Below are 23980 nucleotides of genomic sequence, written 5' to 3'. Positions count from 1 at the left end.
TTAAAGAGGACAGCATGAGCGACTTGCTCAACAAGGTGCACGCGGGAGATTGCCGGGAGGTCATGGCAACGTGGCCCGCAGCATTCGCCGATGCGTGTATCACCGATCCGCCCTACGGCGACACGAGCCTTGCGTGGGATCGGCGCTGCGAAGGCTGGCTCGTGCAAGTCGCACGCGTTCTGAAGCCTTCTGCCTCCATCTGGGTGTTCGGCAGCATGCGATTCGTCGCGACGCTGTTCGACGAGATGGACGCGCACGGCTTTAAGTACGCGCAAGACATCGTGTGGGAGAAGCAAAACGGCTCGGGATTCCACGCCGATCGCTTCCGCCGCGTGCATGAGCATGCCATCCATTTCTATCGCGGGGCGTGGGCCGATCTCCACAAGGACCCACAGTTCACGAACGATGCCCGCGCGAAGACTGCGCGTCGCAAAACGCGCCCGACGCATACCGGCCATATCGAAGCCGGGCATTACGTCAGCGAGGACGGCGGCCCTCGTCTCGTGCGCAGCGTGATCGATGTCGCGAATGAGCATGGACGCGCGTTGCATCCGACGCAGAAGCCGCTCGGCATCCTGGCGCCGCTGATCTCGTATTCGGTACCACCCGGCGGGATCGTCGTCGATCCATTCCTCGGCAGCGGATCGACAGCCATCGCAGCGCGCCAGCTTGGGCGACAGTTCGTCGGCTGCGAGCTCAATCCGGATTACGTCGGGCTGCTGGATGAGCGCTCGCGTCAGGTCGATTTTCTGGAGTCAGCATGATCCGCCTATCCCACCCCTACCTCGCGCTGCTCGAAGCACTCGACAAACTCGGCCGCGCGAAGAAAGCCACTGACGCCCTCATCCACGCCGCTTGCGTGGCCTTCGTGGAAGTGCTCTCGCACATAACCGGCGAGCGCGTCACGGTCTGGATTGGCGAAACACCTATTGCGCGCGGCGACAAAGCCGCCTGAGAGACCGAGATGCAACTTCAGACAGACATTTTCGCGGCGGGCGCGCAGCGCTTGCAGATGACCGAGTCGATCGAACTCACGATCCAGTCGATGCAGGCCTACGGCCCGGATCACGATCACTGGGGCATCGCATGGTCGGGCGGCAAGGACAGCACGGCGACGCTCACAGTGATCTGCTGGCTGCTCGATACCGGGAAGATCAACCGGCCGAAGACGCTTACCGTGTTTTATGCGGACACCCGACAGGAACTTTCGCCGCTCGCTATCTCGGCCGAGAAGATCATGGACGAGCTGCGCGAGCGCGGTATCACGATCGAAGTCGTGCGCGCGCCGATGGACAAGCGGTTCATGGTCTACATCCTCGGGCGTGGCGTTCCGCCGCCGAATAACAACACCCTGCGCTGGTGCACCCGTCAAATCAAGATCGATCCGATGGAAGAAGCGCTGCGGCAGCGCCTCGATGGGATCGACGGCGGGATTCTGATGATCACCGGCGTGCGCCAGGGCGAAAGCGCGATCCGCGATCGCCGAATCGAGATGAGCTGCGGCAAGGACGGCGCCGAGTGCGGACAGGGCTGGTATCAGCAGGTTCTGCCGAACGCGCGCGGCCTGCGTGGCCGAATCGCGACGCTGGCGCCCCTGCTTCATTGGCGCGTGTGCCACGTGTGGGAATGGCTACGCCACTGGGCGCCCGAAGAAGAATTCGGCGACTGGTCGACGCGAGCGATCGCGGACGCGTACGGCGGCGACGAGGCAGAAGAACTGAACGCTCGAACGGGCTGCATCGGCTGCCCGCTCGCGCAGGAAGAGAAGGCGCTGGAAACCGTGCTGCGCAGCCCGAACTGGTCGTATCTTGCGCCGCTGCGCGGCATCAAGCCGCTGTGGCGCGAACTGCGTGAGCCGCAGCATCGCTTGCGCAAGCCGGGCCTCGAACTGCTGAAGGACGGATCGTACGCGAAGAACCCGCAACGACTCGGCCCCCTCACGTTTGATGCTCGCCTGATGGGCCTCGATCGGATCCTGTCGATTCAGGACGAGTGCAATCGCGCCGCGCGCGAGACTGGCCGACCGCTCATCAACCTGATCGACGCAGAGGAAGAGGCGCGGATCCGCGCGCTGATCGCCGCGGAGACGTGGCCCCAAGGATGGGAAGGCGACGAGCCGACGGGCGACGTGATTCTCGACGTGGTCTATGCGAACGGCGCAGTGCAGCCGCGGCTTTTCAGCGAGGAGGATGCATGAACGCACCAACGACCCAGCAAGAACTTCGGCTTCTTCTCGACGGCGGATTCGACGCCGTCGGCTATTGGTCGACTCGACCCGTGAAGATCTGGGTCGTCGAGGTCAGCCGCCGCATCAACTACGAGACGAAGACGCACACGATGTACGTCCGCTCGCGCACCCGCGACGGCGCCGAGCAATGCGCGCGCGAGAACACATACATCCGCGGCAACGTGTCGGCCCGCGCGCGGCTCGCGACGCCGCGAGATCTGGGCTGCGTTTCCTCCCCGCCCTTTAGCGATTAACTTTGGAAGACTGATAATGGACAAGAAAGCAGAGTTTCAAGCATTCAGCGAGTGGTCATTCAAAAAGGAAGGTGAAGCGATCGGCCGCATGGACGGAAGCGACGCTGCATGGGCCGGATGGGAGGCCCGCGCCCTTCTCGCCACCCCCGCCCCTCTCTCAGATGAACCTGTGGCGTTCGACAAAGCGCTGAAAGAGACATACGGCATGGTTGACGCGTTCAATCCACCTCCCGCTGGCACGTATTACAGGGGGCAGCATGACGGGATTATCGCTGCACTGAAAACTATCGCCGATAACTTCAAGCGGCATGCCGCGCCTACTCCGAGCGACAAGCAAGAACCATTTGCATGGATGCGCCCTGATGTACTCGACCGTCTTAAAAGCACAATTGCCTATTCGGCGGGGACGGAGCTTCTCAAGAATCGGAAAGATGGCTATGTGCCGATTTACGCCACCCCTCCCGCCACTCCGAGCGACAAGCAAGAGGCGGATGAACTGAAGCAACGCTATCAGGAAGGCCACCATGACGGCTACAGCGAGGGACTTGAGGCCGGTCGCCGAGAATACTCCGCATCCATCAGTGCCACGATGAAAGAACTGACCGAGCGGATTGCCGAGCTTGAGCGCGATATTCACTATTCGCAAAAACTACGTTGAGGATTCGAAAATGACCATCACGAAAGACGAATGGATTGAACGAGCCGTCAAGCGATATATCGATCGTTCTGACCTTGCCGAAGAAGACGCGCGCACGTCTGCGGAATCTCTGTTCGGCCTCCATCCGGATACATCCCCGGAGGACGCGGTGGACGAAGACATGACCTACTGGGGCGAGTGACCATGACTGACGAACAAATCATGTCGCTGTGGAATGAATGCCGAGTGAATGGCGACTTCACGGTATCCGCAGCGGCGCTCGCGTTCGCGCGAAAGCTTCTCGCCACCCCCGCCCCTCTCTCAGATGAACCGGTGGCGGAAGAAAAATTGATGGAAGTTGCCAACCGGGTTGCATCGGAATTCCGCGAACTCGCGTCCAAGCTGCCGCCTGCCGTTCTGGCTAACTTGTTCGCCGCCCCTACCGCCACTCCGAGCGACAAGCAAGAGGCGGTGATAGGAAGCGAATGGCGCGCGATTTTCAACGAGGTTCGCACCGGCGCATCGTTCGAGCAATTCTGCGAATGGATGCGCGAGGAAATCGCCGCACCTCTCGCCCAGTCCGCAGAGCAAGATGTGCTCGCCAAAGTCCTGTTTGCGCTGACCGAGCGGCAGAAAGGAAACGTCATTCGTAGCGAGGATGAGTACGTTGACGAGGCTCGTGTAGTGCTAAAGGGAGCACGCGAGAAACTGAAGTCCGCAGAGCAAGACAGGATTGATGCGGAGCGGTGGCGAAATGCCATGAAGCACATTGATTCACTGAGTACCAAGGGAGCCAGCAAATGACTGATAACGAAATCCTTGACGAATTCGAGCGACGCGCCATCAGCATTCCGCTGCGCGTTGACGGCTGTCCCAACCTCAACGGCGTGCGAATCATCGAAGGTGTGCGCGCCCTCGAAATACGCGTATTGGCGGAGAGGAAGGAGCCGGTCGCTCAGATCATTCGACGCACGACGTACTCTGGGCTTGACGTCTGGGACATCAAGATCTTCGACAAGGATATGCAACACGGAACGAAGCTATTCACCCACCCCGCGCCGGATGATGCAAGCCAGTGGCAGCAGATCGAGACTGCGCCGAAGGACCGTGAAGTCTGGACGTTCAATGGCGAACAGGCGCGCATGAAATGGTCGGAGGGACCAGATTGGGCGCTATGGATTTGGGCCGACGAGCTTCTGAGCGATGCAGACCCGGAACCCGACCAGCCGACACACTGGATGCCCTTGCCGAGCGATCCGCTCGACGCCGACATCGACCGAGCAAGGCAATCCGGGGAGGAAGGGAAATCGTGACTGACGCTGAAATTGCCGACGTGATCGATGAGTTCAACGACATTGACGGATATGACTTTATCGGACTGGTGCGAGCCGTCGAGCGCCGGACGTTGGAGCGGGCCAAGCAACTTTGTGAGGCGCGCGCTGAACGTGCAGGTGTCAGAACGATGCTGGGTTACGGCGTGCACATTGGCGCACATCATTGCGCGGTAGAGATCGACGAAGCCATCCGTGGCCTGATAGACGCGCAGAGCGGCGAGGAGAAGAACCGTGGCTGATCAAAAGAATCCGTGCGACCTGCCGTGCACGAAGTGTGGCAGCACCGATGTTATGCGCCGCTTCTGGCCGAAGGGCGAGCAGCGTCAGGCGAAGAAATACGACGGCTTCATGAGCCGGTTCGTGTCCGTGAGCTGCTGGAGCGCTACCGCGCAGCGCGATCATATCGTCCACCACTGCCGCTGCTGTCAATTCGAATGGTCGACGCCACCGATGACAGCAAGGAAAGCAGCGTGACCCGCAACATCCGATTCATGCGCGGGACGCGCTCAGACCGTTCCCCAACCAAGCGCCTCGCGGCGCGAGTAATCCGGGTTCTTGACCTTAATCCAATCGCGGGACCGGCCGCGTTGATACGACGCGTCGAGCCGCTTGGCGACCATTCCTTCCAAATCATGCGCCGCAGCTTGATCGAAAACCCATCGGCCTTCGCCGACTATGCCGGTGGCGACGATCATCGTCTTCGTATCGTCGAACAGGTCGCGCAGGTGACCTTTGCGCTCCTCGAGCGGCAGGCCGCGAAGATCTTCGTCGCCGATACAGAGCGCGTCGAAGAAGTAAAGGCGCGCGGGATGGCGAGCGGCCGCAGCTCGCACGGCGCCGGCCGTCTTCGTAACAGCGCGGCGGCGCAGCCATTCGAACGACGACCGGCCGTTTGGCTCGTCGACGGTCAGCTCAGCGTCGAGAACGAAATCGCCTGGGATGCCCGCGACCGCCGCGACCACGTCGGGAAACGAGCCACCCAGCTGATTGCAGTTTCGGCTCAAGAGTTCGACCAAGCCGCCCGACTTGCGCACGAGGCAGCGGTATCCGTCGTACTTGAGCTCGAAGATCCAATGCGCATCATTGAACGGGCGCTTCCCGAGCGTGGCGAGCATCAAGTCACTGCATTGAATGCTCGGCAAGGGCATCGGTTCGACGTCTCCACGCAGACAGGAAGGCGAGCTTCGCCCATGCAAACGCATCGGCCCCGACATTCTCCTTCCGGAGGCCGGTGTATGCGCAGAAGTATTCGAAGTCCTCTTGCCCTGTGTGGCCCCGTTCGTTACGCGGCGGCAGCGCGCTTGAAACGAGTTCGAGCAGTTCGTGAGGGTTTCCGTAGCTCATGGCTGTCTCCTTCTACCTTGAAACTCTCTGAGCAACGAGCGGGCCATGAGGCAGTTCAGAGAACGCCGGTGCAATCTTGCGCGTAACGCGCACCCTTGAGAACTATCATGCCAAGACTGATAACGTTAGCCGAATGGAGCGAGATCACGTTCGGAGACCGGAAGCCGCATCGCAACACGCTCGCAAAATGGGTGAGCGATGGCTTGATTCGTCCGTACCCGAGGAAAATCGGGCGCGCGTATTTCGTCGAACCGAATGCAGAATACGTGGATAAGGACGCGGAGATGCTCGCGAAAATGCTGTAACAGGCGGTATTGGCGAGAAAAGAGGAAGAAGATGAACGCGAGAAGAAGACAGGCCGCGCGCCGTAATTGGCCCGCAAACCTGTATCAGAACAGCACGGGGTACCTCTGGTTCAGAAATCCCGAGAACGGAAAAACCGTCGGACTCGGGACCGATCTCCAGTCGGCGATCAGGCAAGTGAAGCGCGCGAATCTAGAACTCGCCAGAAGAAAAGAGGAACGCGATTTACTGTCCATTACGGACGAGCAAGGTGCGATCACTCTGGCCACTCATTGCGATGCATACGAAAAAGAATATGCAGTCGGAAAAATTAATACGGTCAGTGCGATTAAATCGCAGCTCCGCGCTATACGAGCGAGCGACCTTTCGAAAAAACAGATCGACAAGTTTTCACCGAAAGACGCCGCAGACATGATTAAGGCAGCAGTTGAAAACCGCGGCGCGACGATGGCAGTTCGAATCAGAACGCGACTGAAAGACGTTTTCCGCGACGCGATTTTGAACGGCCTTGTCGAAAAAAATCCCGTCGATGCCGTACTTACGCCGAAAGTGAAGGTGACACGCGCGCGCCTGCAGATCGACGATTTCTGGCGCGTGTACGAGCAAGGCGAGCAGTGGCTGAAGAATGCTATGCTCTTAGCCCTTTTGACCGGGCAGCGCCGCGAAGACATCTGCCGGATGCGGTTCGACGACGCGAAGGACGGCTATCTGTGGGTCGAGCAGTCGAAGACCGGCGCAAAGCTGAAGATTCCCCTGACAGTTGGCGTCGCCGGGCACACGCTGGAAGGCTTGATCAGTCAGTGCCGCGACTCGGTCGTGAGCAAGTATCTTGTCCACTTTCAGGTCGGACGGTTCCATTCGAAGGCGGGGACCGCTTTGCGGCCGGGGACACTGACCGAGTCGTTTGCCGAGGCGCGCGACAAGGCGCAGATTGAGACGCCGGAGGGCGCAACACCGACGAGCTTTCATGAGATCCGATCGCTTTCGGCCCGGCTGTATTCGCAGGAGATAGGTAAGGATTTCGCCCAGGCGATTCTGGGTCACCGGTCAGCGGCAATGACCGAACTGTACAAGGACGTCCGCGGTCAGCAGTGGGTAGAGATTCGGACGAATTTTGGATGAATTTTAAACGGCCCCGCCCAGCAAGGGTTTGCGGGCGGACTGCATGTCATTTCCGCATATCGACTTACTTTATTCTGCTTCGGGGCTCGCGGTGGGCTTTCTCGTCGGCCTGACGGGCGTGGGCGGCGGTTCGCTAATGACACCGCTGCTCGTCCTGCTGTTCGGCATCCACCCGGCGACCGCCGTCGGCACCGACCTGCTCTACGCGGCCGCGACCAAGACCGCCGGTACGCTCGTGCACGGCATCAAGGGTTCGGTCGACTGGCGCATCACCGGCCGTCTCGCCGCGGGCAGCGTGCCGGCGGCGGCCATCACACTGTATTTCCTGCACGCGCACGGCATTGAATCGCGCGACACCGCGCGGCTCATCCAGCTGATACTCGGTACGGCGCTACTCATCACCGCCATTTCGTTGGTCTTTCGGCCGCAACTCGCCCGCTTCGCGTACAAGAAGGGACGTGGCCGGCCCGAGCACCCCGTGCGCACCGCCGCCTGGACGGTTCTCACCGGCGCGATTCTCGGTGTCCTGGTTTCGATTACGTCCGTGGGCGCGGGCGCGATCGGGGTGACCGTGCTGCTTCTGCTGTATCCGCGTCTCGCGACGGTGCGCATCGTCGGCTCCGATGTGGCCCACGCGGTGCCGCTCACGCTGATTGCCGGCGCCGGCCACTGGATGCTCGGCTCGGTCGACTGGGCCCTGCTCGCCTCGCTCCTCGTGGGTTCGATTCCGGGCATTGCCATCGGCAGCATGCTCTCCTCGAGGGCGCCCGAAGCGCTGCTGCGTCACGTGCTTGCCGCGACGCTGGTACTCGTCGGAGCAAAGCTCGTGTTCAGTTGATGTTAGTCACGCTGCTTCGCGCTTTCCAGTCGGCCGAACGACATAGGCCGATTCGCACAATGTTCCTGTTTTTCTCCTATGCCGTTTGGCCGGGTTTCGCGCTGCGGGGCGATGCGGCATCATGCCCACTCAGTTGAGCCGCGAGCAGCATAGCGGCCAGGCCGGGGCGCCGGGTAATGGGCGCGTCATCTTTCGGCGTCGATAATGCGGGCGCGCGTCATGGGACGTGTGCGGCATGTTCACGAGGAGTCAGGCGATGAATGAGAAGGACCATCCGCAGAACGAGCTTCCCTCCAGCATCGATACGCCAGCCGGCGACGCGCCGGCGGACCCCGCGCGGCGGCGGCTGCTTGCGGCTGGCGTGGGTCTCGCAGGACTGTCGCTCGGCGGGTGCAACCTGTTCGAAAACAAGCCGTCCACGCCTAAAACCGCAGCCGATGTCGCACTCGACCGCACGCTCACGGCGAAGGTTCAGCACATCGTCGTGATTTACGCGGAGAACCGCAGCTTCACCAATCTCTACGGCAATTATCCGGGCGTGCAATATCCGCTCTCAGCCGTGCCCGCGTCGCAGTACACGCAACTCGATCGCGACGGCCTCACGCCCATGCCCACGCTCCCGAAAATCTGGGGCGGGCTCGTGCCGCAAGCGCAGGAAGTCGGCGGCAAGCGCTTTGCGATTTCCGAGCAGCAGATCACCGGTCTGCGCAACGCGCCCTTCCAGATCATGGACGCGAACGGGGCGCCGCTTCCCAATTCGGTCATCACGCGGGATCTGGTCCACCGGTTTTATCAGAACCAGATGCAGATCAACGCGGGTCGTAATAATCAGTTCGCGGCGTGGGGCGACTCGGGCGGCCTCGTGATGGGCCATTACCAGAACTCGCCTGAGACGCTGAAGCTGTGGGGGCTCGCGCAGCAATACACGCTCTGCGACAACTTTTTCATGTCGGCATTCGGCGGCTCGTGGCTGAACCATATTTTCCTGATCTCGGCGCAGGCGCCCTTCTATCCGGACGCGAAAGGCAGTCCGGCGGCAAAGTTGCTTGCAGTGATCGAAGGCGACGACCCCACCGGATCGCGCCTCAAACTCGCGCCCGATTCGCCGAAATCGGCGCTCGAAGGTCCGCCGAAGTTCGTGCGCGACGGGGCGCTCACCGCCGATGGCTATGCGGTCAACACCATGTTCCCGCCCTATCAGCCGAGCAATGTGCCGCCCCCGCAAGGTGGCGATCCGCGTTACGCGGACCGGGCGAACGCGCTCGTGTTGCCGCCGCAGACTTACGCGACCATCGGCGATCGCCTGTCGGACAGGAACATCGACTGGGCGTGGTACAGCGGCGCCTGGCAATACGCGCTCGAGCACCGGGACACCGGCGCGGTGCCGGACTTCCAGTATCACCATCAACCGTTCAACTACTTCGCGAACTACGCACCGGGCACCGCCGCGCGCACTCAGCATCTGCGCGACGCGGGTCTGGGCGACGATCCATCGACGAACAAGCTGCTCGCCGACATCGACGCGGGCCGCCTCCCCGCCGTCACCTTTTACAAGCCGCAAGGCAATCTCAACATGCACGCGGGCTATGCGGATGTCGCTTCCGGCGACCGGCATATCTCGAACGTGATCGAGCACATCCAGCGCGGGCCGCAGTGGGAAAACACGGTGGTGATCGTCACCGTCGACGAGAACGGCGGCTGGTGGGACCATGTCTCGCCGCCGAAGGGCGATCGCTGGGGCCCGGGCTCGCGCATTCCGGCGCTCGTGATCTCCCCGTTCGCGAAGAAGGGCTACGTCGATCACACCGTGTACGACACGAACTCGATCTTGCGCTTCATCTCGCGCGTGCATGACCTGGCACCGCTCGACGGCGTGGCCTCACGGGATCGTGCCTTCGCCGCGAACGGCCAGGCGCCGCTCGGCGACCTGACGAAATCGCTGGACCTTGCGTAGCGGCTAGCCGCGCTCGATCCAGGCCCGCGCCGAGATCTCCAGCAAATAGCCGTAGTGCAGCGCGCCGACCGGCACGACGGCGCGCGCCGGTTTCCACGCGCCGAAGTGGCGCGCGTAGATTTCGTTGAACGCTTTCCAATGATCGACGCCGACGAGATACACGGTCACTTCGATGCAGTCTGCGAGACTCGCGCCTGCCGCTTCGAGCACGGTGCGCAGATTCGAAAGAGTCTGTTCAGCCTGCTCTTCGAACGGGAGATCGCCCGTATGCGTGCCGTCTGGACGGATAGGCAACTGGCCGGACACGCACACGAGATTGCCGGCGCGGGTCGCGTGGCTGTAGTGTCCCGCCGGAATCGGCAGGCCGGGAGCGTTGATGGTTTCGATCGGAGGCATCGTCGGTTCGGGTGGAGTGACAAACGGTGAGATGGGCGTCGACGGCGGATTATTGATTCGGAGTCAAGTTTCATTTGAGACTATCGCTCTTTTTGCGAGAGTCCAAGCGGCTCATACTGTGCTCATCGTAGTTCGAACATTCAACGGAGCACAAACATGAACATTTTCATCACTGGCGCGGGCGGGTTTATCGGCGGTTCGATCGCGGCGGGCCTCGCGCGTGACGGTCATCGGGTGCGCGGTCTTATCCGGCGCACGGAACAGGCCGAGGACCTGAAGCGCCTGAACATCGAACCGGTGATCGGCAGCCTGGACGACACCGACTTGCTGACCGCCGAGGCGCGCGCCGCCGATGCTGTCATCAACGCCGCGAGCAGCGATCATCGCGGCGCCGTCCAGGCGCTGATCGGCGCGCTCGAAGGCACGAACAAGCCGTTCCTGCATACGAGCGGATCGAGCATCGTCGGCGATGCGTCGGGCGGCGAGGCATCGGACAAAATCTACTCCGAGGACGACCTGCCCGAGCCGACGCCCGACAAGGCGCCGCGCGTGGCGATCGACACACTGGTGCTCGATGCCGCAAAACGCGGCGTGCGCTCGACCGTGCTCTGCAACACATTGATTTACGGCCACGGCGCCGTCCCGAATACGGCAAGCGTGCAGTTGCCGCGACTGGAGCGTCAGGCGAAGAAGAGCGGCATCGTGCGCCACGTGGGACGCGGCCTGAACATCTGGTCGAACGTGCATATCGACGATGTCGTCGATATCTACCGCCTCGCGCTCGAAAAATCGCCGGCGGGCACTTTCTACTTCGTCGAAAGCGGCGAGGCGCAGTTCCGCGACATGACGGCCGCCATGGCCCGCGCCCTCGAACTGCGTGGGCCGGAAGACTGGCCGCTCGAGGAAGCGATCAAGGAATGGGGTTATGAAATGGCGTCGTACGGTCTCGGCTCGAACAGCCGCGTGCGCAGCAAGCGCACGCGCGAGACGCTCGGCTGGCAGCCGAAACGCACGTCCGTCATCAAATGGATCGATGACGACATGGCCGCCTGATCGCCGATGACGCGGCAAATTGGCTTGACCAATTTGCCGCGCGTGCGACATCACGCGTTACTTCAGCGCAGCCGCAAACTTCTCGATATCCGCTTCCGGCATGCCCGACTTCGTCGCGGAATCGCGGATCTGCTTCCACGTCGTCGGATCGATTGCGATGCCGTTCGCCGTGCGGTCCGCGCGACGCGCCTCCTCCGGCTCGCCCGGCGCGTAGATCGCGTCCACGCCCGCCGCCCGCGGCGAAGCCTTCATCCATTCGAGGAACGCTTCGGCCTCGGCCTGCGCGGCGGGGGCATCGAACGCGTTCGGATCGACGATCACCGAGGTCATGCAGTTGATGATCGCGCTCGACTTCTCCAGCGTCTCCTCGTGCGTCGTATAGCCGCCCGAGAGCGCCCCGCCGAAAATCTCGCACAACGCGGCGAGGCCCGAACCCTTGTGCAGTCCGAACGCCGTGAGCGAACCGAACGGCTCTTCGTGCATCACCTTCGGTTCGATGGTCGGCTTGCCTTCGTGATCCAGCAGCATGCCCGGCGCGACCTTCACGCCCTTGTTGTACGCCACCCGCGTCTTGCCGTAAGCGATGCCGGCGGTCGCGAAGTCGAGCACGAGCGGGCTCTTGCCCTCGCGCGGATAGGCTGCGCAGAACGGGTTCGTGCCGAAACGCCGGTCGATGCCGCCGAAGGGTGCCACGAGCGGATCGCCCGCGACGTTCACGAAGTGGAAAGACACGAGCCCCGCCTTCGCGCACTGCTCCGCCCAATGACCGATGCGCCCGATGTGATGCGCATTGCGCAAGCCCACCGCGCACACACCGAGCTTCTTCGCGCGCTCGATTCCATGTTCCATCGCTTCGTAGGCGACCACTTGCCCGAAGCCCTTGCGGCCATCGACGGTCAGCACGGCGCCCGCATCGCGCACGATTTGGGCGTGCGTGTTGAGCTTCAACTGGCCCTCGCCGAGCGACGCGACGTAGCGCGGGATCATCCCGACGCCGTGCGAATCGTGACCCGACAGATTCGACATCACGAGGTGGTCCGCGACCAGTTCCGCCTCGCGCGGCGCGCTGCCGGCTGATTCCCAGATCGCGCGGACATAGGCGTGCAGCGTGTCGGCGGCGATGCGCTGTTCGGTGGCATAAGGGGTGGACGTGGGGGATGCATTCATTGCGGCACTCGTCTCCGTAGTTGATGGCTCGCGCGTTTCGAATTTCGAGGCACGCGCGGGCCTATCACTTTACAGACGATCAACTGGCCTTACCAGTTTGTTTTTACGAAATCGCTGAAAACCGGCCAAAAAAAGCCCGGACAGACCGGGCTTTCCATACCGTCGACCGGTCGATCGAGATTCAGGGCGCCGCCGCAATCACTTCCGCAACCGAGGCCGTCAGCTTTTTCGCATACGGAACGTGCAGGAATTCGTTCGGTCCATGCGCGTTCGATTTCGGGCCGAGCACGCCGCACACCATGAACTGCGAACGCGGAAACCCTTCCTTGAGCGTGTTCATGAGCGGGATCGTGCCGCCCTGCCCGATGTACGCGACGTCCGCTCCGAAGTGGCGCTTCGACGCTTCATTCAGCGACGAACGCAGCCACGGCGCGAGGTCCGGCGCATTCCAGCCCGTCGCGGCGCCCGCTTCCGGCTTGAACGTCACCTTGGCGTTGTACGGCGGATCCATTTCGAGCAATCGCTGCAACTTCACGACCGCCTTGGCCGCGTCGACGAGCGGCGGCAGGCGCAGCGACAGCTTGAACGCCGTGCGCGGCGCGAGCACATTGCCCGCGTCCGCGAGCGGCGGCAGGCCCGCCGCGCCCGTCACGGTGAGCGACGGACGCCAGGTGGAATTGAGGAGCGCTTCGCGAGGATCGGTCGTCGTCGGCAGCACGCTGCTACCGTCCGCCCCGCAGCTCCACGGCAGCTTCTTCCAGACATCGTCACCGAGGATGCGCGCGGTCATTTCAGCTTCGCGCCGGCGCAGCATCGGAATCGGGCAGTGAAAGCTCTCCGGCAAGAGATTGCCCGTGCTCGCATCTTCGAGGCGTTCGAACAGTTGCCGCATGATGCGGAAAGTGGACGGCGCGATGCCGCCGTAGCCGCCCGAGTGGATTCCCTCTTCGAGCACCTGCACTTCGAGATCGCCCGCGACGAGACCCCGCAGCGACGTCGTGAGCCACAGCTGATCGTAGTTGCCCGCGCCGGAATCGAGACAGATCACGAGGCCGACATCGCCGAGCCGGTCACGCAGTGCGTCGATGTAAGGCAGAAGATCGTAGCTGCCCGATTCCTCGCACGTCTCGATGATGCCGACACAGCGCGGCCGCTCGACGTTCTGCGCATCCAGCGCCGCGAGCGCGGTGATGCTGGCGTAGGTGGCATAGCCGTCGTCAGCGCCGCCGCGGCCGTAGAGCTTGTCGTCCTCGAGCTTCGGGGTCCACGGGCCGAGATCGCTGCGCCAGCCTTCGAACTCCGGCTGCTTGTCCAGATGGCCGTACAGCACGACCGTCTCGTTGCTGCCGGCGCGTGTGGCGGGCGTTTCGAAGAAAATGACCGGCGTGCGCCCGGGCAGGCGCACGATCTCGACCTTGAGACCCTTCACCGGCTGCGTGTTGATCCAGTCGACCGCATCCGTGACCACGCGCTCGATGAAGCCGTGGCGCGCCCAGTCGCTATCGAACATCGGGCTCTTCGCGGGCACGGCGATGTAGTCGGTCAGTGCGGGCACGATCTCGTCGTTCCATTTGCGATCCACGAACTCGCGCAGCGCGGCGGAATCGAGCCGTACTGCTTCGTCGTGTTGCGTGCTGTCGCCGTTAGTCATGACCCTGTTTCCCTTCGAGGCAAACTTCAATCATAGACGGGATTTGCCCCCGGCTGGAGCGGCGACGGGCCGTGCATGCCCCTTTTTGGGGTGATTTTCTAGCGTGCTGGCTTGCTCGCCGCGCCATCGCGCGTTCCCGACACGACGACGCGCGTCGCCGCCGGGTCGGAATCGATCGCCTGTTCGGAAAACCGAAAGCGCGACCAGCGCTTCGCCGCGAACGCGCGCGTCGCATCGCCCGAGTGCGGCGAGGCCGGATCATCGGATTCGGCGTGCGAGAGCATCGTGTCGGCTTCCACGCCGTTCTCGCCGAACGTGACGACCTGCACGTAGCTGTCGCCCTGGCCGTTGATGTCCATCGGATAACCCTTCGCATCGAGCGGACGCCGCGCGCAGACGATCGTGAAGTAGCCCGCCTCGTCGCAGCCGCCAAAAAGCGGCACGCGCGCGCCGTTGCGGGTCGTGTAGAGCATGTCGCCGCGCCGCGAATCGAGTGCAAAGCCGTTCAGCGTCAGCGCGAGTGCCGCGCCGCCGAGCGCCTGGCGCAAGTCCTGAAGGACCGCGGGGTTGTCGGCACTGAAGCCTGCCGGCGTCGCGAGCGGCTTGTTCGGATCGAAGCCCGACGCGTACAGGCGTTCCGGCGCGATCCGCGTCGCGCGTGACCAGAACTCGTCCCAGAGATTCGCGCCGCGCGCGTCGATCTCCGCCGTGCCATTCCACTTGCGCAGCACCTCGCAGGCCTCGTGCAGCGGGCCGAGCGCTTCGTTGACCGTGCAGACCGCATCGAGCAGCGGCTGGCGGTAGAGGCGCTCGGACATCGAGTTCGTTTCCAGCACGGCGGATTCGAGCGCGTCGCGCGTCACGCCGCCGCGCTCGCGCTGCAGGCGCGCGGCGAGCAGATGGCCGTAACGCGTGCGCAGCGACTGCTCGACGCGCGTCGCGCCCGCGATGCGCGGATAGCCCGACATCGGCGCGTTCGCGTTGGTGAGCCAGTAGCTGTCGTTGAAGTTGCCGACGTAGTCGCCGCGAACGATGTTCGGCAGTTGCTCGACGGGCAGCGCGCCCGGCTGCACGCTCGTCGAATCGACGCGCCACGCGCACGCGCTCTTCGAGCCGTCGAGGAACGGCACGCCCGGCACACGGGCCGCGAACGCGCGGCCGGCCGGAGTCGTGCACGACTGCGCGAGCGCGTCGGGCACGTTCGGGATCGGGCCGATGTCGGCGAACCAGACGCGCTCGTCGCCGCGCCCGATCGCGAAGGTGTTCGCCCACGGCATCGCGGCGTAGCGCTTCTGGATCGCCATGAAGTCGCCGAGCGAGCGCGCCTGATTCCACGCGAAAAAGTTCTGGAACGCGCGCGTGTTGTCGATGTTCACGTCGGCGAGCGCATACGTGCGCTCGCCGCTCCAGCCGAGTCCCTGTGCCATCGCGGACAAATCGACGACCGGACCGTAGCGCGTCTTGTACAGCGTGCGCGACACGGATTCGTAGGTGCCGTCGGCGCGCCGCGAGCGCACCGTGAGCGGCACGGGCGTCATCGCTTCGCTCTCGCCATCGACGAGATACCGCGTCGGATCGGCGGGATCGAGCGTCAACTGGAAAATGCCGAAGCGCCGCGCGCTCGACACCGTATGCGTCCACGCGATGTTCTCGTTGAAGCCGAGCACGATCAGCGGCACCCCGAGAAACGACACGCCCGCGACGTTCAACTGGCCGGGAATCGTCAGTTGCGCCTGATAGAAACGGTCGGGGCCGCGCCAGAACCAGTGGGGATTGCCGAACAGGATGCTGCGTTTGTCGCGCGTGATCGGCGCGCCGAACGCAAGCGCATTGCTGCCGATGCCCGCATGCTCGCCGATGGGAAAGCGCAAGGATTCGAGCGTGGTTTGCGCTGCGTCAGAGGTGGTAGCCGGCTTCGGCGGATGGGCGGTGGCGATCGATGTCACGAAGCGCGCCGAGCCGCCCGCGAGATTGGCCGCGATCAGGCGAAGGTAGATGTCGTCGGCGTTGATCTTGCCGAGCCACGGCTTGCCGCGGCACGCTGCATGCGCGTTCGGGAAGCTGCCCGCGTTCAGATCGGCGAGATAGCGGTTGTAGCCGTTCGCGAAGCCGTCGATCAGATTGCGCAGTTCAGCCGGTTGCGCGAGACGATAACGTTCGACGGCCGCCTGATCGCCGATCAGACGAAAGAAGAAATCCGCGTCGATATTGCGCGGCTGGCCGAAGGTCGCCGCCGCTGACGGGCGCGCGTCCGGACCGAACCAGGCCGAGCGCTCGCCGCGATACGTGACGAAGCCGTCCGCGAGCGTGCACAAGTTGTCCTGCGCCTGCGCATAGCCGAAACCGAAGCCGAGGCCGCCCCAATCGGCTGCGCGGATATGCGCAATGCCGTCCTGCGTGCGGCGGATCTCGGCGCTCCAGGCGTTCTGCGCCCCCGAATTCGTCTGGCCGGGTCCGACCGGCGTTTCCGGCGGCGCGACGCAGCCGGCCAGAAAGGCGCTCAGAAGCGCGCCGGAGATCGCAAGGCTGACGATCTGGTTCATCGCGTGGGTCCCCCGGTCCGATCGACGTGATGACGGGTGCTTACCGCCCCGCCGCGCAGTATCGCATCGCGGGCAGCGCGATACGCCGCCAAAGTCTAGCCGCTCGCGTCCGCCGTGGCGAAGCCGATGCACAATGAAGCGATGAACGATCCTTCTCCTCACACCGACGATCCGCGCCCGGTGCCACCCGAGCGTCCGCTGCCGGAAGACTGCTGCCAGAGCGGCTGCAACGCGTGCGTTTTCGATCTGTATCAGGAGGCGCTGGCGCGCTATCAGGCGGAGCTGCGCGCGTGGGAGGCGCGGCACGCCGCACGGTGAATCGATCCTGCCGGTTCGAGCAGGCAAATGGGCGCGGCGCTATGCTTGTGTCCCCTGTCGGTATCCAAACCAGAACACAAGGAGCGCACTTCCATGTCTCTCACGATGTATCGCGCATCGATTCCCGTATTCATTCGCGGACTCGAGGTATGCGCGGATCTGCTGAAGAAAGGCGCCGTCTTCGCCGATGAAAAAGGCCTCGCTCACGCCGACGTGATCAATGCGCGCCTCGCGCCCGACATGCTGCCGCTCGCCGCCCAGATCCAGCGCGCGAGCGACACGGCGAAGCTGTCGGCGGCACGTCTTTCCGGCGTCGACGCGCCGCGCTTCGAGGACGACGAAGACAGTTTTCCGGCGCTGCAGGCGCGTATCGAGAAGACGATCGCGTTCCTGAAGAGCATCGACAAGGCGTCGCTTGCCGGCTGCGAGACTCGCACCGTCACACTGAAGTTTCCGGATTTCTCGCCGTCGTTCTCGGGTGACGATTATCTGTTCGGCTTCGGGCTGCCCAACTTCTATTTCCACGTCGTCACGACGCACGACATCCTGCGCCATCTAGGCGCGCCGATCGGCAAGCGGGATTATCTCGGGCCGCTCAAGTGATTTGAACGCGGCGCTCGATGAGCCGCTCGATCGGACGATCGAGCGGCCGAATCAAGGCGCTTTTGGGTACTACCCCTACCCCTGCTGCGCCGCGATCTGCTTGCGCCAGCCCGCGAGAATCCGCCGCGCGAGCGCATCGTAGTCGCCGCCGAAGTGATGATCGCCCGGCAGCTTCACCACTTCGATACCCGTCTTCGTCAGTTGCGGACACAGCGTGTCCTCTTCCTTCTCGCCGTAGATGCATTGCACCATCGACGGCGGCAGCTTGTTCAATTCCGGCCGCACCTTGAGCGCCTTTTCGCTTGCGCGCATGCCGAGCCAGCCGGTGACGCGGATCTGAAAATCCGCGGCAGGCGAAAATCCCATCAGCGAGATATACGACACCTGCGCGCGCACTGCGTCCGGCAGACGGTTATACGCGAACGGCATCACATCCGCGCCGAACGAATAGCCGACGAGCGCCACATGGCTCGTATGCCAGCGCGCGCCGTACGCGCGGATCACGCGGGCGAGGTCGTCGGCCGTTTGCTGCGGCGTCTTCTCGCTCCAGAAGTAGCGCAGCGAGTCGATGCCGATCACCGACACGCCATCGCGTTGCAGCGCGAGCGCCATTGTCTTGTCGAGATCGCGCCAGCCGCCGTCGCCGGAAATGACGATCGCGAGCATATCGGTGGGTTGCGCGGCGCGCAGCTCGATCAGCGGGAGATCGGAGACGTCGCCGCCGGTCGTGGGCCCGGCCTTTCTGAGATGCGGCCCCGTCATCGCGACGAGCGCGGTGGCCTTCGTCTGACCCGGTTGCAATGCCGCGCGCTCCATGAAACCCGGCAGACCCTTCGCGTGGATGATGGTCGGGTCCGGCGGGCACGGCTTGAAGCGCGCGTCGAGTTGCGCGTCCGCCGAGAGCGACACGGCGCCCGCGACGGTGTTGTCGGGCGCCTGCTTCAGCGAGCTTTCCGCGAGGATCGCGCCCTGCCCCGTGCCGACCAGGATCGGCGAAAAATAATGATTCGACTGGACGGTGCGTTCGAGCTGATGGCTCATGTTCTCCGCATCGCCGACGAGGTTATGGCACGACTTCTCCGTCTTGTCGGCGGCGACTCGCGCGGCATAGCGAGGCGTATCGACGCCGATCACCATCGCGCCCCTGGCGGCGAGCGCGGCGGCGGCCTCCTGATCGGCCGGCGTCCAGCCGCTTTGCTCCGAGAACAGCACGACGAAGCCGGTCATGTCACCAGTGGGCTTCGTGAGCGTCACCTGGCCGTAACGTCCGCCGGAAATCGATTCAGCGGCATGCGCCGCACTGAACATGGACACACCACAGACGGCGGCCACCACGACCGCCGCCGCTTTCTTGCAAAAGAATTTCATGAACGCCAACCGCCCGCGAGGAGCGAAAGATCCGCCAAAGTGAAAAATACGCCGACCGAACCGGACGCCGCCAGATAACGCGGCTCCCAGCGCGGCTGGAACTTGCTTTTGAATCCGCGCAGTCCGCGGAAGTTGTAGAAACGCCCGCCGAAGCGCCAGACGAGCCCCGCGAACCGATGCCAGTGCGAGGCCAGCGGCGTCGGTTCCATGCCCGACAGCGGCGCAATGCCCAGCGACAGCGATTTGAACCCCGCTTCCTTCAGATGCAGCGCGAGCTTGGTGAAGAGGTATTCCATCGCGTAAGACGAGGCGGCCGAAACATGGCGCATCACGCCGACGGTCGCTTCGGTGTTCATGTCGGTCGTCATGAAGGTGACGAACGCGACCGGCGCGCCCTGCTGGCGCACGAGCAGCACCGACTGCGCCGCGAGATATTCCTCGTTGAACGCCGCGACCGAGAAGCTCTTCTCTCGCGCGGAGCGGCTGTCGAGCCAGTCGTCGGAGATTGCGCGCAGCATCGGCATGCTTGCCGCGATCCGCTCCGGCCCGATGACTTCCGTATCGAAGCCATCGCGCTCGCCGCGCTTGAGCGCATAGCGCAAATGCGAGCGATGCGAGCCCTTCAGATCGAACTCGGAGAGCGCGACGTGCGCCTCCTCGCCGAGCTTCATCAGCGTGAGGCCGGCGTCGAGATAGAGCGGCAGAGCATCGGCGCGCACCTGATAAAACGCCGCGCGGCCGTTGTGCGCGTGCGCGAGCTCGACGAACTTGCGGATCAGCTCCGCCCACTCGCGGCGCGGACCGACCGGATCGTGCAGCGCGGCCCACGTGCGGCCGTGCTTCGCGTACATCAGGAAAGCTTCGCGCGACTCGGAGAAGAGGAAGCTCTTGTCGCCCATCATCGCGAGGCCGGCGTCGCTGCGTTCCTGTGCGCGGAAGATGCGCGCGGCATCGGCGAGATCCTGCGGGGCGGGCTTCACGAAGCGGCCCGCCGCCGGACGCAGCAGTTGCCACACGCCGAACGCCGACGCGAACACCGCCGCCGCGAGCGTCGCGCGCAGCGCACGCGGGGCGCGCTCGTCGAAGGCGAACTGCCACCAGAGATCGCCGCTGTACGGCACGTCGCGGAATGCGAAGAGCATGATCCACACGGCGAAGGCCATCACGACGCCTATCGAGATCAGCCATGTCGCGGTGAAGCGCTCGGCGAAGAGCGACGAGCGGCGGTTGAAGCGCTCGCGCGTCAGGACGAGGAGCACGACGAGAAACGCGAGGACGCCGACTTCGACGAACGCGAGACCTTTGGCGAGCGACAGCGCGAGGTTCGTCACAGCGAGCACGAGCGCGAGCCACCAGGCGGCATCGAGGCGGCGCATCAGGCCGCGCGCGACGAAGAGGAGCAGCACGCCGAGCACCGAGCCGAGCAGTTGCGAGCTTTCCAGCACCCACAGCGGGACGATGGTCTGCAACAGCGCAATGCGCATCTTGAATGCCGGCGTCGCGCCCGAGATGACGAGCATCGAGCCCGCCGCGAACGTGACGATCGACAGGAACAACGGCGCAAGCTGCGACACGTGACGCCGGCTCAGGAGGCCGAAGCGGCCCTTGAGCGCACGCCCTTCGAACGCGGCCATCACGCCCGCGGAAAGGATCAGCGGCAGGCCGAAATAGATCGCGCGATACGCAAGCAGCGCGGCCAGCACATCCGGCGTCTGCGCACTGTTGCCGAGCGCGAACACCATTGCCGCCTCGAACACGCCGACGCCGCCCGGCGTATGACCGATCATGCCGAGCAGCATCGCCGCCGAGAAAACCGTCATGAATTCGCCGAAGCCGACTTGCGCGTTCGGCAGGAGCGCCCAGAGCGCGAGCCCGGCGCCGAATACATCGATGACGGCGAGCGCGGCCTGCGCGACGAAATCGCGGCGCGCCGGGACGGTGAACGACAGCCATTTCCAGCGCGAACGCAGCGTGCGCGGCTCGCCGCCGCAAACGACGGCCATCGCGGTGAACACGGCGAGCAGCGCCGCGCCCGTCACGCGCAGCACGGCCGGCGGCACATGCATCATGCCCGAGAGCGTGCCCGCGCCGAACAGCATGCCGGCGGCCGCCATGAAGGCAAGGGAGAGCGCCAGCGTGACGCTCGTGAAAATCGTCAGGCGGCCGACTTGCGCCGGCGTGACCTCGGCCGCGCCGTAGACGCGGCAGCGCACGGCGCCGCCTGTCAGGGCACCAAAGCCCGTTACGTTGCCGAGCGCCGAGCCGACCGTCGCGCCGACCCACAGCAAGGAACGCGGCACCGCTACGCCGATGTGACGCAGCCCGACCGCGTCCCGCCCGACGAGCGCGGCAAAGCTGAGCCCGGTCGCGAACAGCGCGGCCATCCAGGCTTGCGGCGTCATCATGCGCAGCGAGTGGATGACCGACTTGTAATCGACCGAGCGCGAAAGATGCTGGAAGACGACCAGCAGCAGCACGCAGATGACGACCGTCAGCACGGGCGCGGCGAGCCGCTGAAGATCGAAGCCGCCGGACGAACGTCCGATCGGAGAAATGGCGCGAAGCCGGGCAAGCAACTTTGTGCGAGACATGCGTTCTATCAAACTGGCTCCCGCTGCGCATCGGCCGCGAGCGATCGATGGCAACGTTACATCACGGTTATCGGGGTCCGCGCACACACGCGGTCGGAGAGCGCCACTTCGGCGCCTGCCGCTCGCGCTCGCGCCATACAAAAGGCTTCAATGTGTGAAACGCCTGTATAACGGCGGTGGTTGACCCGACTTGACTAATATTGGGAAAACTACGGATCGAAAGCTTTCGATTAGACCTGGCGCGGTTCCCGGACGGCTCGACCGGCACGAATGACCGATCGCGCGCGCTTTACGGTTTGTCAGGGAAGCGGTTAGGATCGACGGCCGCGCAGCTTGCGGGCATCGACCTGAGCACGGGACGGTAGCTTAAGCGGTTACTACAAAAAAAGGCATCGGAATTATGAGAAAACACATCGAAATCTTGTTTGCCGCCATCGGCGCATCCGTGCTGAGCGCGTGCGTTTCGACCGACGACGCCCTGCTCAAGACCGTGCCCTTCGGGTCGGGCACGTCGCAGTACAAGCCATACGACTTCGTTCGCTGCGTGAAGGAAAAATGGACGCCGATCGCGCCGCGCGTGCGCGAATATTCGCCGAGCGCAGATACGCTGGCCGTTTCGGTGCCCGGCGGCGGCAGGACGAGCCAATCCGTGGTGCTGGTGATCGCGCAGGCGTCCGCGAACGGCACGGGCTACACGATCTACGGCGATGTCGCAGCCGCGGGCCGCTACGTCACGGCGACGCACACGTGCGACTGAGCCGCCGTATTCGTGATCAGGAAGGCTTGCCGTTGCGCATGTCGACGCCGGCCAGATGCGTGCCGACGACGCGTCCGATCAGATAGCCGTCCGATGCGCACGCGTTGACGCGCTCCTTGCCGTCCCACTGGATCTTGTACTGATCGTCCAGGGAATGGACCGTCGACGGGTCGAACTTGCGCCGGGCCTTGCCGCCATTGCGCACTTCCTCGCTGACGAGGCGGTTCCAGGTGAGCGCGTAGCCGTAGCGCACGCCGTCGGCAAAGGCGCCGTCGTCGCAGACTTGAGATGGGGGCGTCGTCTTGAGCATCAGATGGTAGCCGTTCGCGCTGCCGACCATGATGCGCTGCTCGCCCGGCGGCGCCGGCGGTGCGGGCGGCCTGGCCGGAGCCTGAGCCGCTTGCGTGGCCGATGCCGCCGACGCCGCCGCGGTGTCGGTGCCGTTCTGCTGCGGAAGCGGCGCGCATGCGCCGAGAAGCAGCGCCGCTGTCACCGCGATGGCCGTGCCGGCGCCTTGCATTTTTATGAACGTCATCCTGCGAATCACCTACGCTGACCCCATCTCAAATATAGTCCGGGCTCTACCTTACCATCCCAGGCGCATTCCTCGGAACGATGAGAAAAAGGCGGCGCAGATGCGACGACGCGGACGCCTTTCAGGCTGACCGCGTCGAAAAGAAGAGGAATGGAAGGGTCAGGACGCCGACGACGTGTTGCTCATCGGCATTTCGATCCCGCGCCGCGCCATCTCGACGATCAGAAACGTTCGCCGCGTGACGTGAAAGCGCGCGAGCAGATCGCTTGAATATTCCTTGGCAGTGTTTTCGCTGATGTTCATCTTGCGCGCGATAGCCTTGTTCGACAGGCCTTGCAGCAGATAGCGCAGCGTCTCGGTCAGGCGAGGCGGCAGATCGAGCGATTCGACCGTCACGCCTGCGTGCGGCGAAACCGGCTTCGGGCTGTGGCCGCCCTTGCCGAGCACGGTGTTCGGCAGGTAGACGCGCCCGTTGAGAATCGTCTTCAGCGCTTCGCGGAAGACGCCCGCGCCCTGCTCGCTGCCCTTCGAAATGAATCCGCACGCGCCGTTCTTGATGCATTCGAGCACCGTGTCGCGGTCGTCCTGCGCGGAAAGCATGATCGTCTGGATCTCGCGCTCTTCCTCGCGAATCCAGTTGAGGAGGTCCATGCCGGTCGCCTGGCCGCGCAAGTGGTAGTCGAGGAACATGAGATCGTAGGTGTTGGCGGAAAGCTTGGCCTTCGCCTGCTCGAACCCATCGGCTTCGTCGATTTCAAGCAAAGGCTCGTTCGCCAGAATGAGGCTTTTCATGGCGCTCCTGGTGAGCCCTTCGTCCTCTACTAGCAACACAGTTTTGAAGTAGCCATTTTCCATTGCGAGGCTCCGAGAACGGTTCCGATATTACGCGCGCCGCGCGCGGCGACCACCCCCCTTTCGCAGGGATACATTCGGCAGTCTCACAAAATCCACCGCATCCCCCTCCCGTGCCGGGTTTAGCGGCCGG

General features: G+C 63.8%; 28 protein-coding genes. 18 read left to right on the top strand and 10 right to left on the bottom strand.

Annotated features, from left to right (window positions below):
* Positions 1–14 precede the first annotated feature (14 nt).
* Genes NCS58_RS17455 through NCS58_RS17410 form a run of 10 tightly spaced genes read left to right on the top strand, consistent with a single transcriptional unit; the run spans position 15 to position 4926 of the window.
* Positions 15–764 (top strand): site-specific DNA-methyltransferase, encoded by a 750-nt coding sequence (locus NCS58_RS17455; RefSeq protein ID WP_250538762.1) that lies wholly within the window; start codon positions 15–17, stop codon positions 762–764.
* Positions 761–955, top strand: a complete 195-nt coding sequence (locus tag NCS58_RS17450) for a prefoldin domain-containing protein (protein ID WP_250538761.1) — start codon at positions 761–763, stop codon at positions 953–955. The genes NCS58_RS17455 and NCS58_RS17450 overlap by 4 nt, the downstream gene beginning before the upstream one ends.
* 9 nt (positions 956–964) lie before the next feature.
* Entirely contained in the window at positions 965–2197 is a 1233-nt protein-coding gene (locus NCS58_RS17445; RefSeq protein WP_250538760.1) for a phosphoadenosine phosphosulfate reductase family protein, read from the top strand.
* On the top strand, positions 2194–2481 hold the full coding sequence (locus tag NCS58_RS17440; RefSeq protein WP_250538759.1) for a hypothetical protein: 288 nt from the start codon (positions 2194–2196) through the stop codon (positions 2479–2481). Before NCS58_RS17445 ends, NCS58_RS17440 begins: the two co-directional genes overlap by 4 nt.
* Positions 2482–2497: 16 nt before the next feature.
* Complete coding sequence (locus tag NCS58_RS17435; RefSeq protein WP_250538758.1) at positions 2498–3139, top strand: hypothetical protein; 642 nt, start codon at positions 2498–2500, stop codon at positions 3137–3139.
* Positions 3140–3149: 10 nt separating this feature from the next.
* Positions 3150–3320: a hypothetical protein gene (locus tag NCS58_RS17430; RefSeq protein ID WP_250538757.1), complete on the top strand. Its 171-nt coding sequence runs from the start codon at positions 3150–3152 to the stop codon at positions 3318–3320.
* A 2-nt stretch (positions 3321–3322) separates the two neighbouring features.
* Complete coding sequence (locus NCS58_RS17425; protein WP_250538756.1) at positions 3323–3922, top strand: hypothetical protein; 600 nt, start codon at positions 3323–3325, stop codon at positions 3920–3922.
* Positions 3919–4431 carry a hypothetical protein gene (locus tag NCS58_RS17420; protein ID WP_250538755.1) on the top strand — a complete coding sequence of 171 codons (513 nt, stop codon included), beginning with the start codon at positions 3919–3921 and terminating at the stop codon, positions 4429–4431. Before NCS58_RS17425 ends, NCS58_RS17420 begins: the two co-directional genes overlap by 4 nt.
* Positions 4428–4691, top strand: coding sequence for a hypothetical protein (locus tag NCS58_RS17415; RefSeq protein ID WP_250538754.1), 264 nt, complete (start codon positions 4428–4430; stop codon positions 4689–4691). The genes NCS58_RS17420 and NCS58_RS17415 overlap by 4 nt, the downstream gene beginning before the upstream one ends.
* Positions 4684–4926, top strand: coding sequence for a hypothetical protein (locus tag NCS58_RS17410; RefSeq protein ID WP_250538753.1), 243 nt, complete (start codon positions 4684–4686; stop codon positions 4924–4926). Before NCS58_RS17415 ends, NCS58_RS17410 begins: the two co-directional genes overlap by 8 nt.
* Before the next feature lie 32 nt (positions 4927–4958).
* On the opposite strand, the gene NCS58_RS17405 is transcribed toward NCS58_RS17410, so the two are convergent.
* On the bottom strand, positions 4959–5567 hold the full coding sequence (locus tag NCS58_RS17405; RefSeq protein WP_250538752.1) for a DNA ligase: 609 nt from the start codon (positions 5565–5567) through the stop codon (positions 4959–4961).
* 4 nt (positions 5568–5571) lie between these two features.
* Positions 5572–5796 (bottom strand): hypothetical protein, encoded by a 225-nt coding sequence (locus NCS58_RS17400; protein ID WP_250489936.1) that lies wholly within the window; start codon positions 5794–5796, stop codon positions 5572–5574.
* A gap of 107 nt (positions 5797–5903) precedes the next feature.
* Here NCS58_RS17400 and NCS58_RS17395 point away from each other — a divergent pair, with 107 nt between their 5' ends.
* The 4 genes from NCS58_RS17395 to NCS58_RS17380 all read left to right on the top strand — a co-directional run bounded on the left by NCS58_RS17395 (position 5904) and on the right by NCS58_RS17380 (position 10013).
* Complete coding sequence (locus NCS58_RS17395) at positions 5904–6101, top strand: excisionase (protein WP_250538751.1); 198 nt, start codon at positions 5904–5906, stop codon at positions 6099–6101.
* Positions 6102–6132: 31 nt separating this feature from the next.
* Positions 6133–7221 (top strand): site-specific integrase, encoded by a 1089-nt coding sequence (locus NCS58_RS17390; RefSeq protein ID WP_250538750.1) that lies wholly within the window; start codon positions 6133–6135, stop codon positions 7219–7221.
* A 43-nt stretch (positions 7222–7264) separates the two neighbouring features.
* Positions 7265–8059, top strand: a complete 795-nt coding sequence (locus NCS58_RS17385) for a sulfite exporter TauE/SafE family protein (RefSeq protein ID WP_061115831.1) — start codon at positions 7265–7267, stop codon at positions 8057–8059.
* Positions 8060–8315: 256 nt separating this feature from the next.
* The gene (locus NCS58_RS17380) at positions 8316–10013 is read left to right on the top strand and encodes an acid phosphatase (protein WP_061115832.1); all 1698 of its coding nucleotides are present in this window, start codon (positions 8316–8318) and stop codon (positions 10011–10013) included.
* A gap of 3 nt (positions 10014–10016) precedes the next feature.
* On the opposite strand, the gene NCS58_RS17375 is transcribed toward NCS58_RS17380, so the two are convergent.
* The gene (locus tag NCS58_RS17375) at positions 10017–10409 is read right to left on the bottom strand and encodes a RidA family protein (protein ID WP_061115833.1); all 393 of its coding nucleotides are present in this window, start codon (positions 10407–10409) and stop codon (positions 10017–10019) included.
* 156 nt (positions 10410–10565) lie between these two features.
* Between NCS58_RS17375 and NCS58_RS17370 the strand changes: the two genes are divergently transcribed.
* Complete coding sequence (locus NCS58_RS17370) at positions 10566–11462, top strand: NAD-dependent epimerase/dehydratase family protein (RefSeq protein WP_061115834.1); 897 nt, start codon at positions 10566–10568, stop codon at positions 11460–11462.
* A 57-nt stretch (positions 11463–11519) separates the two neighbouring features.
* Here NCS58_RS17370 and NCS58_RS17365 read toward each other — a convergent pair whose 3' ends face one another.
* From NCS58_RS17365 to NCS58_RS17355, 3 genes are all read right to left on the bottom strand, one after another.
* Positions 11520–12629 (bottom strand): malate/lactate/ureidoglycolate dehydrogenase, encoded by a 1110-nt coding sequence (locus NCS58_RS17365; RefSeq protein WP_061115835.1) that lies wholly within the window; start codon positions 12627–12629, stop codon positions 11520–11522.
* Positions 12630–12810: 181 nt separating this feature from the next.
* Positions 12811–14280 (bottom strand): M20 family metallopeptidase, encoded by a 1470-nt coding sequence (locus NCS58_RS17360; RefSeq protein ID WP_061115836.1) that lies wholly within the window; start codon positions 14278–14280, stop codon positions 12811–12813.
* A gap of 98 nt (positions 14281–14378) precedes the next feature.
* Positions 14379–16823: a penicillin acylase family protein gene (locus NCS58_RS17355; protein WP_061115837.1), complete on the bottom strand. Its 2445-nt coding sequence runs from the start codon at positions 16821–16823 to the stop codon at positions 14379–14381.
* 141 nt (positions 16824–16964) lie between these two features.
* Between NCS58_RS17355 and NCS58_RS17350 the strand changes: the two genes are divergently transcribed.
* Complete coding sequence (locus NCS58_RS17350; protein WP_409219292.1) at positions 16965–17141, top strand: oxidoreductase-like domain-containing protein; 177 nt, start codon at positions 16965–16967, stop codon at positions 17139–17141.
* Between the two features lie 93 nt (positions 17142–17234).
* A complete protein-coding gene (locus NCS58_RS17345; protein ID WP_061115838.1) occupies positions 17235–17744 on the top strand; it encodes a DUF1993 family protein in 510 nt (169 codons plus the stop codon).
* A 75-nt stretch (positions 17745–17819) separates the two neighbouring features.
* On the opposite strand, the gene NCS58_RS17340 is transcribed toward NCS58_RS17345, so the two are convergent.
* The gene (locus NCS58_RS17340) at positions 17820–19112 is read right to left on the bottom strand and encodes a virulence factor family protein (protein ID WP_061115839.1); all 1293 of its coding nucleotides are present in this window, start codon (positions 19110–19112) and stop codon (positions 17820–17822) included.
* Positions 19109–21703 carry a bifunctional lysylphosphatidylglycerol flippase/synthetase MprF gene (gene mprF, locus NCS58_RS17335; RefSeq protein ID WP_061115840.1) on the bottom strand — a complete coding sequence of 865 codons (2595 nt, stop codon included), beginning with the start codon at positions 21701–21703 and terminating at the stop codon, positions 19109–19111. Before mprF ends, NCS58_RS17340 begins: the two co-directional genes overlap by 4 nt.
* Before the next feature lie 400 nt (positions 21704–22103).
* Here mprF and NCS58_RS17330 point away from each other — a divergent pair, with 400 nt between their 5' ends.
* Positions 22104–22460, top strand: a complete 357-nt coding sequence (locus NCS58_RS17330) for a hypothetical protein (protein WP_061115841.1) — start codon at positions 22104–22106, stop codon at positions 22458–22460.
* 16 nt (positions 22461–22476) lie between these two features.
* Here the strand turns inward: NCS58_RS17330 and NCS58_RS17325 are convergent, their stop codons facing one another.
* Together NCS58_RS17325 and NCS58_RS17320 are read right to left on the bottom strand one after the other, a co-directional pair.
* Complete coding sequence (locus NCS58_RS17325; RefSeq protein WP_250477415.1) at positions 22477–22995, bottom strand: hypothetical protein; 519 nt, start codon at positions 22993–22995, stop codon at positions 22477–22479.
* A gap of 159 nt (positions 22996–23154) precedes the next feature.
* The gene (locus NCS58_RS17320; protein WP_061115843.1) at positions 23155–23850 is read right to left on the bottom strand and encodes a response regulator transcription factor; all 696 of its coding nucleotides are present in this window, start codon (positions 23848–23850) and stop codon (positions 23155–23157) included.
* Positions 23851–23980 lie beyond the last annotated feature (130 nt).

The sequence above is a fragment of the Caballeronia sp. INML3B genome (assembly GCF_023631305.1).
GTDB lineage: Bacteria > Pseudomonadota > Gammaproteobacteria > Burkholderiales > Burkholderiaceae > Caballeronia > Caballeronia turbans.
Note: the sequence above shows the minus strand (reverse complement) of the source record. Positions and strands in the feature narration are given on the sequence as shown.

Bases quoted from the DNA above. Each gene is read 5' to 3' on its own strand.
- NCS58_RS17455 (WP_250538762.1), top strand. From the start codon at position 15: ATGAGCGACTTGCTCAACAAGGTGCACGCGGGAGATTGCCGGGAGGTC.
- NCS58_RS17450 (WP_250538761.1), top strand. From the start codon at position 761: ATGATCCGCCTATCCCACCCCTACCTCGCGCTGCTCGAAGCACTCGAC.
- NCS58_RS17445 (WP_250538760.1), top strand. From the start codon at position 965: ATGCAACTTCAGACAGACATTTTCGCGGCGGGCGCGCAGCGCTTGCAG.
- NCS58_RS17440 (WP_250538759.1), top strand. From the start codon at position 2,194: ATGAACGCACCAACGACCCAGCAAGAACTTCGGCTTCTTCTCGACGGC.
- NCS58_RS17435 (WP_250538758.1), top strand. From the start codon at position 2,498: ATGGACAAGAAAGCAGAGTTTCAAGCATTCAGCGAGTGGTCATTCAAA.
- NCS58_RS17430 (WP_250538757.1), top strand. From the start codon at position 3,150: ATGACCATCACGAAAGACGAATGGATTGAACGAGCCGTCAAGCGATAT.
- NCS58_RS17425 (WP_250538756.1), top strand. From the start codon at position 3,323: ATGACTGACGAACAAATCATGTCGCTGTGGAATGAATGCCGAGTGAAT.
- NCS58_RS17420 (WP_250538755.1), top strand. From the start codon at position 3,919: ATGACTGATAACGAAATCCTTGACGAATTCGAGCGACGCGCCATCAGC.
- NCS58_RS17405 (WP_250538752.1), bottom strand. From the start codon at position 5,567: ATGCTCGCCACGCTCGGGAAGCGCCCGTTCAATGATGCGCATTGGATC.
- NCS58_RS17400 (WP_250489936.1), bottom strand. From the start codon at position 5,796: ATGAGCTACGGAAACCCTCACGAACTGCTCGAACTCGTTTCAAGCGCG.
- NCS58_RS17395 (WP_250538751.1), top strand. From the start codon at position 5,904: ATGCCAAGACTGATAACGTTAGCCGAATGGAGCGAGATCACGTTCGGA.
- NCS58_RS17390 (WP_250538750.1), top strand. From the start codon at position 6,133: ATGAACGCGAGAAGAAGACAGGCCGCGCGCCGTAATTGGCCCGCAAAC.
- NCS58_RS17385 (WP_061115831.1), top strand. From the start codon at position 7,265: ATGTCATTTCCGCATATCGACTTACTTTATTCTGCTTCGGGGCTCGCG.
- NCS58_RS17380 (WP_061115832.1), top strand. From the start codon at position 8,316: ATGAATGAGAAGGACCATCCGCAGAACGAGCTTCCCTCCAGCATCGAT.
- NCS58_RS17375 (WP_061115833.1), bottom strand. From the start codon at position 10,409: ATGCCTCCGATCGAAACCATCAACGCTCCCGGCCTGCCGATTCCGGCG.
- NCS58_RS17370 (WP_061115834.1), top strand. From the start codon at position 10,566: ATGAACATTTTCATCACTGGCGCGGGCGGGTTTATCGGCGGTTCGATC.
- NCS58_RS17365 (WP_061115835.1), bottom strand. From the start codon at position 12,629: ATGAATGCATCCCCCACGTCCACCCCTTATGCCACCGAACAGCGCATC.
- NCS58_RS17360 (WP_061115836.1), bottom strand. From the start codon at position 14,280: ATGACTAACGGCGACAGCACGCAACACGACGAAGCAGTACGGCTCGAT.
- NCS58_RS17355 (WP_061115837.1), bottom strand. From the start codon at position 16,823: ATGAACCAGATCGTCAGCCTTGCGATCTCCGGCGCGCTTCTGAGCGCC.
- NCS58_RS17350 (WP_409219292.1), top strand. From the start codon at position 16,965: ATGAACGATCCTTCTCCTCACACCGACGATCCGCGCCCGGTGCCACCC.
- NCS58_RS17345 (WP_061115838.1), top strand. From the start codon at position 17,235: ATGTCTCTCACGATGTATCGCGCATCGATTCCCGTATTCATTCGCGGA.
- NCS58_RS17340 (WP_061115839.1), bottom strand. From the start codon at position 19,112: ATGAAATTCTTTTGCAAGAAAGCGGCGGCGGTCGTGGTGGCCGCCGTC.
- mprF (WP_061115840.1), bottom strand. From the start codon at position 21,703: ATGTCTCGCACAAAGTTGCTTGCCCGGCTTCGCGCCATTTCTCCGATC.
- NCS58_RS17330 (WP_061115841.1), top strand. From the start codon at position 22,104: ATGAGAAAACACATCGAAATCTTGTTTGCCGCCATCGGCGCATCCGTG.
- NCS58_RS17325 (WP_250477415.1), bottom strand. From the start codon at position 22,995: ATGACGTTCATAAAAATGCAAGGCGCCGGCACGGCCATCGCGGTGACA.
- NCS58_RS17320 (WP_061115843.1), bottom strand. From the start codon at position 23,850: ATGGAAAATGGCTACTTCAAAACTGTGTTGCTAGTAGAGGACGAAGGG.